The organism is Nocardioides sp. JCM 18998 (assembly GCF_055391535.1).
In genome coordinates this window covers 930,793-944,510 of sequence record NZ_AP043886.1, presented here as the reverse complement: position 1 = coordinate 944,510, position 13,718 = coordinate 930,793, and the positions used below count along the sequence as shown (strand labels likewise).

Here is a 13,718-nt window from a genome sequence, read left to right as displayed (position 1 = left end):
GGGTCCTGGGCTGTGGCAACACCTGCACAGTGGCTCGAAGGGGCTCGGCCCCGCACCCTCCCCGCGGCGATCAGCCCCGTCCTGGCCGGTAGCGGCGTCGCCGCCTACCTCGGCGGGTTCTCCTGGTGGCGGGCTCTGCTCGCGCTGGTGGTGAGCCTGGCGCTCCAGGTCGCGGTCAACTACGCCAACGACTACTCCGACGGCATCCGCGGCACCGATGACGAGCGCGTCGGCCCGCTGCGGCTGACCGGGTCCCGGCTCGCCACGCCGGCCGCGGTCAAGCGGGCGGCGTTCCTGGCGTTCGGCGTGGCCGGCGTGGCCGGCCTGGCGCTGGCCGCCGCCACCGCCTGGTGGCTGGTGCTCGTCGGCGTCCTGTGCGTGCTCGCCGCCTGGTACTACACCGGCGGCTCGCGGCCCTACGGCTATGCCGGACTCGGCGAGGTGATGGTCTTCGTCTTCTTCGGCCTGGTCGCGGTGGTCGGCACCGTCTACGTGCAGACCCAGACCTGGGAGTGGGCGGCGCTGTGGGCGGCCGTCGGGATCGGCGCGCTCGCCTGCGCGATCCTGGTCGCCAACAACCTGCGCGACATCCCGACCGACCGGGTCGCGCAGAAGCTGACGCTCGCCGTACGCCTCGGCGACGGCGGCACCCGTGCCCTCTACGTCGCCCTGATCGCCGTCGCGGCGCTCGCGGTCGTGGCCGTCGCTGCCAGCACCAGCTGGTGGGCGCTGATCGGCCTCGGCTTCCTCGTGGTGGCGCTGCAGGGTGCCCGGATCGTGCGCGGCGGCGCCGCCGGGCCCGCGCTCATCCCGGTGCTGCAGAAGACCGGCGTCGCCGAGCTGCTGTGGGCGCTGCTGGTCGCGGTGCCGCTCTTCATCGCCTGAGGGAGCCTCAGGCGGCCACGCGCTGGGGGAGTGCGTCGAGGTAGCGCTGGGCGGCGTCGGTGGCCGGCCTGAGCAGGGCCGCGGCGACGGCGATGATCGCGGCGATCAGCAGCCAGCCCGTCGCTCCCCACGTCATGGCCAGCCAGGTGTAGGCGGCCGGCGCCCAGACCGTGCCGAGCGTGTTGCCGAGGTTGGCGACGCCCTGGTACTCGCCGCGGCGGCGCGGATCGGAGAGCTCGGCCTGGATGCCCCATCCGCCCGCGGACTGGAACAGCTCGGCCCCGGTGACCGTGACGTGACCGATCCACACGAGCGCGATCGTCAACCAGCCGGTGGTGTCGTGGGTGACGAGCACGATGCCGCAGGAGATCACGAAGCAGGCGGCGCCGCGTCGTTCGGCGCGGACGGAGGTGGCCACGTCGTTGACGCCGCGGGCGGCGGCCACCTGGAGCAGCACGGCCAGCACCGTGTTGGTGCCGAAGAGCCAGGCCAACAGCACCCGCGGGGCGTCGGTCTCGGTGACCAGCCACAGCGGGATGACCACGTTGAGCAGGACCTGGTGGGTGGCGAGCACCCCATCGAGGAACGTCGCGGCGAGGAAGCCGCGGTTGCGCAGCGCGGCGCCGCCGGTGAGCTCCTCGAGCGCCGACTCGTGGTCGTGGTCGCCGCGCTCGGCGACCTTCGGGAGCCGGGAGACCCAGAACGTGTTCGCCAGCAGGATCACCGCAGTGAGGATCGGCACCCCCTCGACGAGGTGATCCTCGTGTGCGGCGAGGGCCAGGCCGCCGGTGAGTGCGCCGAACGTGTAGCCCACGTTGCGGGCGGCACGCAGGTACGCCAGCGACCGCACCCGGCCCTCCCGGGGGAAGACGGCGAAGCGGTAGGCGTTGCGGCCCGACCGCATCCAGGTCTGGGCGAGCTCGAGCGCCACGGTGACGGCCACGTACGCCGCGAAGTCCTGCGCCGCGAGCCAGGAGGCGAAGAGCAGCGCCTCGAGCAGGGAGCCGACGATCCAGGTCCGCCGGGTGCCGAACGCGTCGGCGGCCCGTCCCAGAGGCACCGAGGCGAGGAACGTCGCGACACCGGCGATCGTCATGCCCAGCCCGACCTGGGCGGCGCTGAGCCCGACGATCTGGGTGAAGTAGACGGCGCTGCCGGTGAGGAAGGCGCCCTCGCCGAACGCGGAGAGCACCGATTGGTACGCCATCGCGCGGATCAGCGGGTCGTCGGAGAGGATCCGGTCCATCAAGCGGCTCACCCCACCGAGCCTGCTTCGGTAAAGTCTTGATGTCAAGATACTTAGGCGGCCAGGACCCCGAGCTCCTCCTCGACCGGGAACTCACGGGCGGCGAAGCGCTCCGCCGCGCGGGCGGCCGGGTGCGCGACCACGGCCGCTGCCACCACGATGAGGCCGATGATCACCCAGCCGAGGGTGTGCCACGAGATCGCCAGCCAGGTGTAGAGGGCCGGTGCCCACCGGCCGCCGAGGCCGCTGAGCAGCTGCCCGACCGCCCCGTACTCGCCACGCCGCCGCGGGTCCTGCAGCCGTGCCTGGAACATCCACCCGGCCGAGCCGGTGGCGAGCTCGGCGGCGGTGACCGTCAGGTGGCCGAGCAGGACCAGCGTCCCCGTCACCAGGCCCGTGGTCGAGTGCGTGACCATCGTGATGAGGCAGGAGAGCATGAAGAACGCGGCCGACCAGCGCACCCGGCGCAGCGCGTCGCCCAGGTCCTTGACCCCGGCCGAGGTCAGGTGCGGCAGGAAGATGCACAGCACCGTGTTCGTCCCGAAGAGCCACGCCAGCAGCCAGTGCGGCGAGTCGGTCTCGGTGACCAGCCACAGGGGGATGAGCACGCTCAAGAGCGTCTGGTTCGTCCAGAGCGAGCCCATGCACGCCTGCAGCACCAGGTAGGGACGGTTCTGCAGCGCGGACGGGCCGTCGGGACGTACCCGCTCCTCGTCCGGGGTGGCTGCGGCCAGGTCGTGCGCGGCGGAGGGGAGGCGGGCCACGAAGAAGGCGTTGATCGCGAAGAGCGCCGCGGTCAACAGCGGGATCCAGCGCATCACGGTGAGGCTGTCGAACGCGAGGGCGATGCCGCCGCCGAGGGCACCGAGGGTGGAGCCGACGTTCATGCCCGAGTAGATGGACGCCTGACCGCTGATCCGCTCGGCGGCGGGGAGCGCGTCGAGGGTGTACGCCCGTCGACCTGCGTCGGCGGTGTTCTCCACGATCGAGTAGGCCGTGACCATCACGACGTAGGTGGCGAACCCGTCGATGAACGGCCATGCCAGGAACATCGCGGCGCACAGGATGCTGCCGAGGGCCCAGGTGCGCTTGACGCCGATCCGGTCGGCGAGGCGGCCGGTCGGGATGGCCGTCGCCAGCGCCAGGACGCCGGAGATCGCCAGGCCGAGGCCGACCTGCGCCGCGGTCAGCCCGACGACCTTGACGAAGAAGACGGCGCTGCCGGTGGTGAAGACGCCGTCGCCGGCCTTGAACAGCACGGCTTGCGACCAGAGCCGGCGGGTCAGGCCCGCGGGCGGCACCACGCCGGCAAGAGACCGGCCCGACATCCGAGGGGAGGGCATGAGCGTCATCCGACCACGGGCGGCTAGCGTTCGTCACATGGATAACGCCCGGGCGACCGCCGAGGCGCTCGCGCGCTGGTGGGGCGCGGACGACGGAACGCCGTGGATCGTCGAGACCTCGGGGTCGACCGGGCGACCCAAGCGGGTGATCCTCTCCCGGGATGCGGTGGCGGCCTCGGTCGAGCTGTCGGCCCGCAGGCTCGGCGGTACGGGTCGCTGGCTGCTCGCGCTGCCCGCGGCCTATGTCGCCGGCGTCAACGTGATCACCCGTTCCCTGGCCGCGGGCGCCGAGCCGGTGCTCCTGGACGAGCACGACTCCTTCGCCGCGGCCGCGCGAGCGCTCGGCGAGGGTGGCTTCGTGTCCCTCGTCCCGACCCAGCTGCGCCGCCACCTGTCCTCGCCGGAGGACGCCGCGGCGCTGGCCGGGTTCCACACCGTGCTGCTCGGCGGCGGACCGATCGACCCGTCGCTGCGGGCCCGCGCCGCCGAGGCCGGGGTGCGGGTCGTGGGCACGTACGGCTCTGCGGAGACCTGCGGCGGCTGCGTCTACGACGGCCTGCCGCTCGACGGGGTCGGGCTCGCGATCGGCACCGACGGACGGGTCCGGCTCTCCGGCCCGACGCTCTTCTCCGGCTACGACGGCGATCGGACGCTCACCGAGGAGACGCTGGTCGACAACTGGTTCCTGACCTCCGACGCCGGCCGCCTCGACGAGGACGGGCGACTCCAGCTGCTCGGCCGGATCGACGACATGGTGGTCACCGGCGGGCTCAACGTCCCCGCGGCGTTGGTCGCCCGGCGGCTGCGCGAGCACCCGTCGCTCGAGCATGCCGAGGTGCTCGGCGTGCCGGACGAGGAGTGGGGCAACCGCCTCGCCGCGGTCGTCGAGCCGAGCGCACAGCGGGCCGCGACGCCCCCGACGCTCGACGAGCTGCGCGACTGGGTCGCCGCGGCGCACCCGCGCACCTGGGCGCCCCGCCAGCTCGTCGTCCTGCCGGAGATCCCGCTGCTCGCCAACGGCAAGCCGGACCGGCTCGCCCTGCGAGCCCTGCTCGACGACGCGGCGGAGCGTCCGTGAAGGTCCACGTCTGGTCGATCCCGATGGTGACCCGCTTCCGTGGCATCACGGTCCGTGAGGGCGTGCTGATCGAGGGGGACCCGGCTCGATCCGGCGGGGGCTGGGGCGAGTTCTCGCCGTTCGTGGAGTACGACGACCCGACGGCGGCACCCTGGCTGGCCAGCGCCCGCGAGGCCGCCCACAACGACTGGCCCACGCCCCTGCGGCGCTTCGTCCCGGTCAACGTCACCGTCCCTGCCGTCGGCCCCGAGCGCGCCAGAGAGATCGTGCTCGCCTCGCGCGGCTGCACCACCGCGAAGGTCAAGGTCGCCGAGCCCGGCCAGACGCTCGCCGAGGCCCAGGAGCGGCTCGAGGCCGTCCGCGACGCACTGGGGTCCTCCGGCAGCATCCGGATCGACGTCAACGGGCTGTGGAGTCTCGACCAGGCGATCGCCGAGCTGCCGGTGCTCGACCGCGCCGCCGGCGGCCTGGAGTACGTCGAGCAGCCCTGCGCGACGGTCGAGGAGCTCGCCGACCTGCGCCGGAGGACGCGAGTGGCGATCGCCGCCGACGAGTCGATCCGGCGCGCCGAGGACCCCTACCGCGTCCGCGAGCTCGAGGCCGCCGACATCGCGGTGCTCAAGGTGCAGCCGCTCGGCGGCGTGCGGGCGTGCCTGCGGATCGCCGAGGAGATCGGCATGCCGGTCGTGGTCTCGAGCGCCCTCGAGTCCTCGGTGGGCCTCGCCGCCGGCGTGGCACTCGCCGCGGCGCTGCCGGAGCTGCCGTACGCCTGCGGTCTGGCCACCGGTCAGCTGCTCGCCGGCGACCTCACCGCCGACCCCCTCACCGTCCGGGACGGTGCGCTGGAGGTCACCGGCTTCCGGGTGACGCCCGGGGCGCTCGCACACGCCCAGGCCGCCCCTGAAAGGGTGTCCTGGTGGACCGAGCGCGTGAGGAGGGTGAGTGAGCTCCTCGCCCCATGACGTGCCCCGTGACGTGCCCCATGACGTGTCCCGTGACGCGCACCCCGGCGCCACGACGACGGCACGCGCGGTCATCGCGGCGCTGATCGAGGCGCGCGTGCAGGAGATCGTCATCGCCCCCGGCTCGCGCAACGCGCCGCTCTCCTTCGCCGCATACGACGCCGCCCAGGCGGGGCTGCTGCGTCTGCACACCCGCATCGACGAGCGCTCGGCGGGCTTCCTCGCGCTCGGCCTGTCGAAGAACGGCGCCCGCGCCGCGGTGCTCTGCACCTCCGGAACGGCAGCGGCCAACCTGCACCCGGCCGCCCTCGAGGCCGCGCACGCCGGCGTGCCGCTCGTGCTGGTGACCGCCGACCGGCCGGCCCGGCTGCGGCGGACCGGCGCCAACCAGACCACCGACCAGGTCGGCATCTTCGGACCGCTGGTCCCGTCGATGGACATCACCGACGTCCCCGAGCGCCTCGCGCACATCGTGTGGCAGGAGCCGGGGCCGTGCCACCTCAACGTGCAGCTCGACGACCCGCTCACGCCGGGGGATCGCTGGACGCCGCCGGCCATCGACGTGCGGGCCCCGGTCGCGGGGCTCACGCCGCTCGTCCAGGAGACGATCGCCAACGACCGCCGGACGGTCGTGGTCGCCGGGGACGACGCGGGTCCGCCGGCGCGCCAGACCGCCGAGGCGGGCGGCTGGCCGCTGCTCGCCGAGCCGTCCAGCGGATCCCGTACGGGCGAGAACGCGCTGCGCACCTATCGCATCCTGCTCGAGACCGAGCTCGCCGACCGGATCGAGCGGGTGGTCGTCTTCGGCCACCCGACCCTGTCGCGACCGGTCGCGCGGCTGCTCGCCCGCACCGACGTCGAGATCATCGCCGCCCCCGCGCGGGGCGTGTGGGCGACGCCGCCGCACCGGGTCGACCGGCCGCTCGTGACCACCCGGCCGCAGGTCGAGCCCGGCGCCGACACGGCCTGGCTCGAGGAGTGGCTCGAGGCCGACCGGTCGGTCGGGCGCCAGCTCGACCGGCTGCTCGCCGAGGAGCCGGAACTGACCCCTCAGGAGGTGGCCGGTGCGGTCGCCCGCGCGCTGCCCGGCGGCGGGCAGCTGATCGTCGGACCCTCCAACCCGATCCGCGACCTGGACCTGATGGTGCCCCGCTACGAGGTCGGGGCCCGCCGCAAGGTGCTCGCCAGTCGCGGCCTCGCGGGCATCGACGGCATCGTGTCGACGGCGATCGGTGCGGCTCTCGGACGCAAGGACGGGTCGACGCGGGACCTGGCACTGATGGGTGATGTGACCTTCCTGCACGACGCCAACGGGCTGATCCTCGGGCCCCAGGAGCCGCGCCCGGACCTGACCTTCGTGGTGGTCAACGACGACGGCGGCTCGATCTTCGCCACCCTCGAGCAGGGAGCCGAGCAGTACGCGGACGCCTTCGAGCGGCTCTTCGCCACGCCCCACCACGTCGACATCGCCGCGCTGTGCGCCGCCACCCGTACGCCGCACCTGCGGGTCCGCTCCGCGATCGAGCTGGAGCAGGCGCTGGCCAACCCGAACGGCGGCATCGAGGTGATCGAGGCGGTCGTGGGCCGCGCCGATCGCCGGGCCCTCGACGATCGGATCCGAGCACTGCGGCCCTGACACGCGCCGGGACGACATGATGGACGCGTGCACATCGCGATCTTCCTGACCGCGCTCGCGGTCGGCGTCCTGGCGGTGACGGGGCTGTCGAGCAAGTTCGACCTGCCCGCGCCGCTGGTCCTGATCACCGCCGGCATCGCCATCTCCTACATCCCGACCATGCCGCAGGTGCACCTCGAGCCCGAGGTGGTCCTGCTCGGGCTGCTGCCACCGCTGCTCTACTCCACCGCGATCCAGGCCTCGCTGGTCGACTTCAACGCGAACCGGCGCTCGATCCTGTTGCTCTCGGTGGGGCTGGTCATCGCCACCACCTTCGGCGTCGGCGCGATCGTGCACCTGACGCTGCCGGCCATCGGCTGGCCGGCCAGTCTGGCGATCGGCGCGGTCGTCGCACCGCCGGACGCGGTCGCCGCCACCGCGGTGGCCCGTCACATCGGCCTGCCCCGCCGGATCGTCACCATCCTCGAGGGCGAGTCCCTGCTCAACGACGCGACCGCGCTGGTCTCGCTGCGCACCGCGATCCTCGCCCTCGCCGGCGGCCTGGAGCCGTGGCACGTCGGGCTCGACTTCGTCCGTGCGGCCGGCGGCGGCGTCGTCATCGGCATCGCGTTCTACCTGGGCGTCGGCTACCTGCGCAAGCACGTCACCGACCCCGTCTTCGACACCGGGATGTCGCTGATCATCCCGTTCGCTGCCTACATCAGTGCCGAGAAGGTCGAGGCCTCGGGCGTGATCGCGGTCGTGGTCGCGGGGCTGCTGCTCGGCCACCGCGCGCCGGTCCTGCAGACCGCGCAGTCACGGATCGCCGAGCGGATGAACTGGCGCACCATCGCCTACCTCCTGGAGAACACCGTCTTCCTGCTCATCGGGCTGCAGTTCGACTGGCTGCTCGACGACGTCCGCAAGAGCCCGCTCTCGGCCGGTCGGATCATCACGGTCTGCCTGGCCACCCTGGTCGCGGTGATCGTGATCCGGATGGTGTGGGTCTTCGTCACCCGCTACCTGCTCATCCACCCCGGCCCGGACCCGAGCACGGGTCAGCCGACGCCGTGGACCAACACGGCCATCCTCGGCTGGGCCGGCATGCGCGGCGTGGTCACCCTCGCCGCCGCGTACCTCATCCCGCGCAGCGCCCCCTACCGCGAGGTGCTGTTGCTGATCGCCTTCACCGTGGTGGCGGGCACGCTCTTCCTGCAGGGGCTGACCCTGCCGTGGCTGGCGCGGAGGCTGCGGGTGCAGTCCCCGGACCCGGTCGACGACGCCCTGGCTCGCGCGACCCTGCTGCAGCAGGCCAGCAAGGCGGGCATGGAGGCCCTGGAGAAGATGGAGTACGACGACCCGCACGGCGTCATCGAGACGATCCGACAGCGCGTCGAGCTGCGCAACTTCGCCGCCTGGGAGCGGCTCGGCACCGCGCCCGGGGAGGAGTCGCCGAGCGACCTCTACAGCCGGGTGCGGTGCGCGATGATCGACGCCGAGCGAACCCGGGTGCTCGAGATCCGCGGTGGCGGGACCGTGCCCTCCGACGTGGTCGCCGACGTACTGGCCTCGCTCGACGTGGAGGAGTCGATGCTGGAGGTCGCCCAGGCCGAGCGGGCCGAGATCAGCGACGCCCATCGTGAGCGACGGATCATCGGCGGCGCCTGTGCAGACCTCGAGCGCTACCCGGTGGTGCCCGTGGTCTCGGATGCGGAGGCGGCCGCGCTGGCGTGCCGAGGCTGCCTCGAGGAGGGCACCCGATGGGTGGCGCTGCGCCGGTGTCTGGGGTGCGGCTACATCGGCTGCTGCGACTCCTCGCCGCGACGCCACGCGACCCGGCACTTCCACGAGACGACGCATCCGGTGATGCAGTCCGCCGAGCCCGGCGAGGACTGGCGCTGGTGCTACGTCCACCACCAGACCGCCTGAGCGGGGCTCGGGGCCGTCCGGTGGCCTCGACGGGCGGTCGGGGATGGCCCGGTCGGGTGGGGGAGGTGCGTCGTTCCGGCGACTTTTTCCACAGAACGGGACGAGCGTCCTGATTCTGTCGGTGAAGAGGCGCATGATCGTTGGTACCGGAACGAAGACTCCGGAGCTCACCCGCTCCGGACCGAACCCCAGGGGGAACAGCACATGTGTCACCACACGCCGCGTTGCCCGGACGCCGCCGCGCCCGACTGCTGCCACGCACACGTCGTCGCCGACCACAGCGAGCAGGGCTGGGAGGTGCTCTGCAACGGAGTCATCCTCTTCGATGACGGGGCCTACCTCACGCCCCAGGGCGTCATCGCGCGCGTGCCGCACATGGTCTGAGCCGCTCCTCCTCCGAGACGACCCTCGGAGCGCGTCTAGGCTGACCGCATGCGGATCACCAAGTTCGGCCACGCCTGCGTCCGGATCGAGCACGAGGGCACCACGGTGGTGCTCGACCCCGGCGTCTTCACCGACCGCGAGGCGCTCGACGGCACCGACGCGATCCTGATCACCCACGAGCACGTCGACCACTACCTGCCCGACCACCTCAAGGCCGTCGACGTCCCGGTGTGGACGATCGACGCGGTAGCGGCCAAGATCCGCGAGGACGCCCCCGAGGTCTTCGAGCGGACCACGATCGTGGCTCCGGGTGACACGTTCGACGTCGGAGTCCCGGTGGCGGCCGTCGGTGAGCTGCACGCGGTGATCCACCCCGAGCTCCCGCGCTTCTTCAACTCCGGCTACCTCTTCACGCTCGGGGACCGGAAGGTCTTCCACCCCGGCGACGCCCTGACCGGCCCCGGCACCGACATCGACGTGCTGCTCGCCCCGGCCTCCGCCCCGTGGGCGCGCGCCTCCGAGCTGATCGACTTCGTCCGCGAGGTGAAGGCGCCGACCAACATCGCGATCCACGACCGGATCTACAGCGACGCCGGCCACGGCGTCGTCGACAACCTGATGGGCGGGTTCCTGGCCACGACCGGCCAGGAGTTCAAGCGCCTCAAGGACGGGGAGGACCTCTGATGCTGTCTGTTGTGCTCTACGACTACGCCGAGGGCAGTGCCGCCAAGCGCGACGAGCTGCGACCCTCCCACCGCGCGTTCCTCGACTCCCGCGACGACCTGGTGCTGAGCGGCCCGACCGCCGCCGGCGGCGCCGTCATCGTCTACGAGGCCGAGCCGGCCGAGCTCGAGGCCTGGCTCGATGGCGACCCGTTCTGGACCGCCGGCACGGTGGCCACCCGGGTCGTCACCGAGTGGACGATCGGGATGGGCTCCTGGAAGGACAAGCTCGGCCTGTAGGCGCCGACGGCGTGTTACCCGCCGAGGGCCTCGCGGACCGGGATGAGCTTGGCGTTGGACTCGGCGAGCTCGTCGGACGGCTCGGAGGAGCCGACGACGCCGCAGCCGGCGAAGAGCCGGACGGTGGTCGGGTCGACGATCTCGGCGGAGCGCAGCGCGATGCCCCACTCGCCGTCGCCGGAGGCGTCCAGCCAGCCGACCGGCCCCGCGTAGCGGCCGCGCTCCATCCCCTCGATCTCGGCGATGAGGGCGACGGCGTCGGCGGTCGGCGTGCCGCCGACGGCGGCGGAGGGGTGCAGCGCCTCGGCGAGCTGCAGCGAGCTCCGGTCGTCGCGGGCCACCCCGGTCACGTCGGTGGCCAAGTGCATGACGTTCGGCAGGTGCAGCACGAACGGCGACTCGGGCACGTTCATCGAGGAGCAGTGCGGCTCGAGCGCGTCGGCGACCGAGCGGACGGCGTACTCGTGCTCCTCGAGGTCCTTGGAGGAGCGGGCGAGCGTCGCGGCCAGCGCGAGGTCGTGCTCGTCGTCGCCCGTACGACGGATCGTCCCGGCGAGCACGCGCGAGGTGACCAGGCCGCGCTCGCGGCGCACCAGCAGCTCCGGTGTCGCGCCGAAGAGCCGGTCGACGTGGAAGGTCCAGCACATCGGGTAGGCACTGGCGAGCCGGGCCAGCGGTGCGCGTACGTCGATCGGCTCGGCCGTGGTGGCCACCAGGTCGCGGGCGAGCACGACCTTCTCCAGGTCGCCGCGGTTGATGCGTGCCACCGCGTCGGCGACGATCTCCATCCAGCGCTCGCCGTCGAACGCCGCGAAGACCGCCGAGTTGTCACCCAGGACCGTCGAGTCTGCAGTTGCCGCCGCCGGAAGTGCAGACTCGGCGGTTCTGGCTGCAGACTCGAGGGTTCCTGCTGAAGACTCGGCGATGGTGGTCACCCAGGTGGTGGTGCCTCGGCGGCCCACGACCACCGCCGGCACCACGAGGACCGAGTCGCCTGGTGCGTCCGAGAACGCGAACGAGCCGAAGGAGACCAGCCCGGAGCCGGGCTCGCCGACCTCGTCGCTGACGGTGGCCCGCGCGGTCAGCTCCGACCACCACTTCGCCGCGTCGGCGAAGCGCGTCGGCCCCGCCGTCCGTACGAGCGCCGCGGTGCCCCATCCGACCAGGCCGTCGCCGCGGCGCACCCAGGAGACCAGGTCGCTGCCCGTCTCGGCCGCGGGAAGGAGCTGAAGCAGGGCACGGACCATCCCGGGGTCGTCGACCACCCTGGTGTGTGCGACCAGGGCCGGCACGTCGAAGGCCGGCTCATTCAAAGACACCCGCTGAGACTAGCCCGCTGCGCCACGCGGCCCGGTTGTGGCCACGCACCCTCAGCCCGGTAGCGTGACTGCGACCACGAATGAGGAGAGACCGTGAGCGACACCCGTAACAGCGAAGTTCCCCTGACCGGTATTGCGTTCGGCGCGGTGGCGCTGGCGCTCGTCGTCCTCTTCGCCGTCTTCCTGCCGAAGGCCGTCGGTGACGAGGCGGACACCAGTGCGATCTCCCTGCCGAAGACGCTGCCGGGTGGCTACACCTCGGCCACCGACCCGGCATCGTGGAAGGGCAACACGAGTGTCGCCGGCCAGGAGGACCAGATCGTGAAGGCCGTCCAGGAGGAGCTCGACTACGGCGACAGCCAGCTGAAGAAGACCACGGGTGGGGCGTTCGGCAACACGATCTACCTGAAGGACAACGGCCAGTCGATCTTCTTCGTCCAGGCCTTCCGGGCCGGTGGCGGCGCGGTCTCGCCGGGCGAGATCTCCGACCCGTCCAAGCTGCAGCAGGGTTCCTCGGTCGACCAGCTCCTGCCCGTGGGCGACGCCACCTGCATCGTGACCGGCACGGTCGCCACCGGCGGCCAGGTGCAGCCGGCGCAGACCAAGTGCCAGGCGAGCAAGGGCGACCTCACCGTCCAGGTGACCGCGCCGTCGGTCGCCGCTTCCGACGTCGCCAAGGTCGTTGACCTGGTCCTCTCCCAGATCAGCTGAGGCCGGCGGTGACCCGCGCCGATCTCGGCAAGCAGCCCGGCGAGGTCCGCCGGATGTTCGACGCCGTGGCGCGTCGCTACGACGTGACCAACGACGTCCTCTCGATGGGCCAGGACCGGCGCTGGCGCAAGCGCGTCATCGCGGCCGTCGCGCCGCAGCCCGGCGAGCTCGTCCTCGACCTCGCCGCGGGCACCGGTACGTCCTCGCAGGCGCTGCTGACCGGGGACGCGGGCCCTGACTCTGTTCGGGTCGTGCCCTGCGACTTCTCGCTCGGCATGCTCAAGGTCGGCAAGGCCGCCAAGCCGCACCTGCCGTTCACGGCCGGCGACGGCACCCGCCTGCCGTTCAAGGACGCGACCTTCGACGCGGTCACGATCTCCTTCGGCCTGCGCAACATCGTCGACCCGGTCGCCGGCCTGCGCGAGCTGCGCCGCGTGACCAGGCCCGGTGGCCGGATCGTGGTCTGCGAGTTCTCGCACCCGACCTGGAAGCCGTTCCGCACGGTCTACATGGAGTACCTCATGAAGGCGCTCCCCGCGGTCTCCCGCGCGGTCTCGTCCTCCCCGGACGCCTACGTCTATCTCGCCGAGTCGATCCGTGCCTGGCCCGACCAGGCCGGGCTGGCCACGCTGCTGCGCGAGGCGGGCTGGTCGGAGGTCGGCTGGACCGACCTCTCCGGCGGCATCGTGGCGCTGCACCACGGCCGCGCCTGACGCCCGCTCCGCCCGCGCGAGATCGGCCCGCGAACGGGCACGCTCCGCCCTGCTCCAGCCTGTCCCCGACGTGTCCTTTACACGTCGGGGACACGCCATTTCTAGCCCCTTGCATTTACCGGCGACAGTGGCAATATGTGATCCGGGACACACGTGAACGGATTCACAAAGTCGCAATGACGGTGTCCCGGGAGGAGCTCTCGATGCATCTCTACGCACCGATCCTGGTGCTGCTCGCCCTGGCCGCCGCCTTCGCGATCGGCTCGGTGGCGATGAGCGCCCTGGTGGGCCCCCGGCGGGCCAACCGGGCCAAGGCGGATGCGTACGAGTGCGGTATCGAACCCACCCCGCAGGCCCTCGACGGCCGGTTCCCGGTGAAGTACTACGTGATCGCGATGCTCTTCATCGTCTTCGACGTCGAGATCATCTTCCTGCTCCCGTGGGCGGTCTACCTCGATCAGCTGCGCGTCTACGGGCTGGTCGAGATGGGGCTCTTCATCCTTACGGTCTTCGTCGCCTACGCGTACGTGTGGCGACGCGGCGGACTCGAGTGGGACTGAGGCCCGCGATG

At 72.3% G+C, this 13,718-nt stretch carries 14 protein-coding genes; 11 read left to right on the top strand and 3 right to left on the bottom strand.

The genetic code is table 11. The features are described 5' to 3' along the window. The first annotated feature begins 12 nt into the window (after nt 1-12). Nucleotides 13-885, top strand: a complete 873-nt coding sequence (locus ACZ5L9_RS04495; RefSeq protein WP_464534336.1) for a 1,4-dihydroxy-2-naphthoate polyprenyltransferase — start codon at nt 13-15, stop codon at nt 883-885. A gap of 7 nt (nt 886-892) precedes the next feature. On the opposite strand, the gene ACZ5L9_RS04490 is transcribed toward ACZ5L9_RS04495, so the two are convergent. Further along, nucleotides 893-2,143 carry an MFS transporter gene (locus ACZ5L9_RS04490; protein WP_464534335.1) on the bottom strand — a complete coding sequence of 417 codons (1,251 nt, stop codon included), beginning with the start codon at nt 2,141-2,143 and terminating at the stop codon, nt 893-895. Between the two features lie 41 nt (nt 2,144-2,184). Further along, nucleotides 2,185-3,474: an MFS transporter gene (locus tag ACZ5L9_RS04485; protein ID WP_464534334.1), complete on the bottom strand. Its 1,290-nt coding sequence runs from the start codon at nt 3,472-3,474 to the stop codon at nt 2,185-2,187. 37 nt (nt 3,475-3,511) lie between these two features. Between ACZ5L9_RS04485 and ACZ5L9_RS04480 the strand changes: the two genes are divergently transcribed. From ACZ5L9_RS04480 to ACZ5L9_RS04450, 7 genes are all read left to right on the top strand, one after another. Further along, nucleotides 3,512-4,552, top strand: coding sequence for an AMP-binding protein (locus ACZ5L9_RS04480; RefSeq protein WP_464534333.1), 1,041 nt, complete (start codon nt 3,512-3,514; stop codon nt 4,550-4,552). Then, complete coding sequence (locus ACZ5L9_RS04475) at nt 4,549-5,514, top strand: o-succinylbenzoate synthase (protein ID WP_464534332.1); 966 nt, start codon at nt 4,549-4,551, stop codon at nt 5,512-5,514. Before ACZ5L9_RS04480 ends, ACZ5L9_RS04475 begins: the two co-directional genes overlap by 4 nt. Then, the gene (menD, locus tag ACZ5L9_RS04470) at nt 5,495-7,150 is read left to right on the top strand and encodes a 2-succinyl-5-enolpyruvyl-6-hydroxy-3-cyclohexene-1-carboxylic-acid synthase (RefSeq protein WP_464534331.1); all 1,656 of its coding nucleotides are present in this window, start codon (nt 5,495-5,497) and stop codon (nt 7,148-7,150) included. Before ACZ5L9_RS04475 ends, menD begins: the two co-directional genes overlap by 20 nt. Nucleotides 7,151-7,177: 27 nt before the next feature. Continuing rightward, complete coding sequence (locus ACZ5L9_RS04465; protein ID WP_464534330.1) at nt 7,178-9,058, top strand: Na+/H+ antiporter; 1,881 nt, start codon at nt 7,178-7,180, stop codon at nt 9,056-9,058. Between the two features lie 204 nt (nt 9,059-9,262). After that, complete coding sequence (locus tag ACZ5L9_RS04460) at nt 9,263-9,442, top strand: DUF5999 family protein (RefSeq protein WP_464534329.1); 180 nt, start codon at nt 9,263-9,265, stop codon at nt 9,440-9,442. 48 nt (nt 9,443-9,490) lie between these two features. Continuing rightward, complete coding sequence (locus ACZ5L9_RS04455) at nt 9,491-10,126, top strand: MBL fold metallo-hydrolase (RefSeq protein WP_464534328.1); 636 nt, start codon at nt 9,491-9,493, stop codon at nt 10,124-10,126. After that, nucleotides 10,126-10,404: a YciI family protein gene (locus ACZ5L9_RS04450; RefSeq protein WP_464534327.1), complete on the top strand. Its 279-nt coding sequence runs from the start codon at nt 10,126-10,128 to the stop codon at nt 10,402-10,404. Before ACZ5L9_RS04455 ends, ACZ5L9_RS04450 begins: the two co-directional genes overlap by 1 nt. A gap of 14 nt (nt 10,405-10,418) precedes the next feature. On the opposite strand, the gene ACZ5L9_RS04445 is transcribed toward ACZ5L9_RS04450, so the two are convergent. Beyond that, nucleotides 10,419-11,723, bottom strand: a complete 1,305-nt coding sequence (locus tag ACZ5L9_RS04445; protein WP_464534326.1) for an isochorismate synthase — start codon at nt 11,721-11,723, stop codon at nt 10,419-10,421. Nucleotides 11,724-11,816: 93 nt separating this feature from the next. On the opposite strand from ACZ5L9_RS04445, the gene ACZ5L9_RS04440 reads away from it, so the two are divergent. From ACZ5L9_RS04440 to ACZ5L9_RS04430, 3 genes are all read left to right on the top strand, one after another. Beyond that, on the top strand, nt 11,817-12,434 hold the full coding sequence (locus tag ACZ5L9_RS04440) for a hypothetical protein (RefSeq protein ID WP_464534325.1): 618 nt from the start codon (nt 11,817-11,819) through the stop codon (nt 12,432-12,434). 8 nt (nt 12,435-12,442) lie between these two features. After that, on the top strand, nt 12,443-13,147 hold the full coding sequence (locus ACZ5L9_RS04435) for a demethylmenaquinone methyltransferase (protein WP_464534324.1): 705 nt from the start codon (nt 12,443-12,445) through the stop codon (nt 13,145-13,147). Between the two features lie 203 nt (nt 13,148-13,350). Next, nucleotides 13,351-13,707 (top strand): NADH-quinone oxidoreductase subunit A, encoded by a 357-nt coding sequence (locus tag ACZ5L9_RS04430; protein WP_464534323.1) that lies wholly within the window; start codon nt 13,351-13,353, stop codon nt 13,705-13,707. The last annotated feature ends 11 nt before the right edge of the window (nt 13,708-13,718 follow it).

Bases quoted from the DNA above. Each gene is read 5' to 3' on its own strand.
- ACZ5L9_RS04485 (WP_464534334.1), bottom strand. From the start codon at position 3,474: ATGCCCTCCCCTCGGATGTCGGGCCGGTCTCTTGCCGGCGTGGTGCCG.
- ACZ5L9_RS04480 (WP_464534333.1), top strand. From the start codon at position 3,512: ATGGATAACGCCCGGGCGACCGCCGAGGCGCTCGCGCGCTGGTGGGGC.
- ACZ5L9_RS04455 (WP_464534328.1), top strand. From the start codon at position 9,491: ATGCGGATCACCAAGTTCGGCCACGCCTGCGTCCGGATCGAGCACGAG.
- ACZ5L9_RS04460 (WP_464534329.1), top strand. From the start codon at position 9,263: ATGTGTCACCACACGCCGCGTTGCCCGGACGCCGCCGCGCCCGACTGC.
- ACZ5L9_RS04450 (WP_464534327.1), top strand. From the start codon at position 10,126: ATGCTGTCTGTTGTGCTCTACGACTACGCCGAGGGCAGTGCCGCCAAG.
- ACZ5L9_RS04430 (WP_464534323.1), top strand. From the start codon at position 13,351: ATGCATCTCTACGCACCGATCCTGGTGCTGCTCGCCCTGGCCGCCGCC.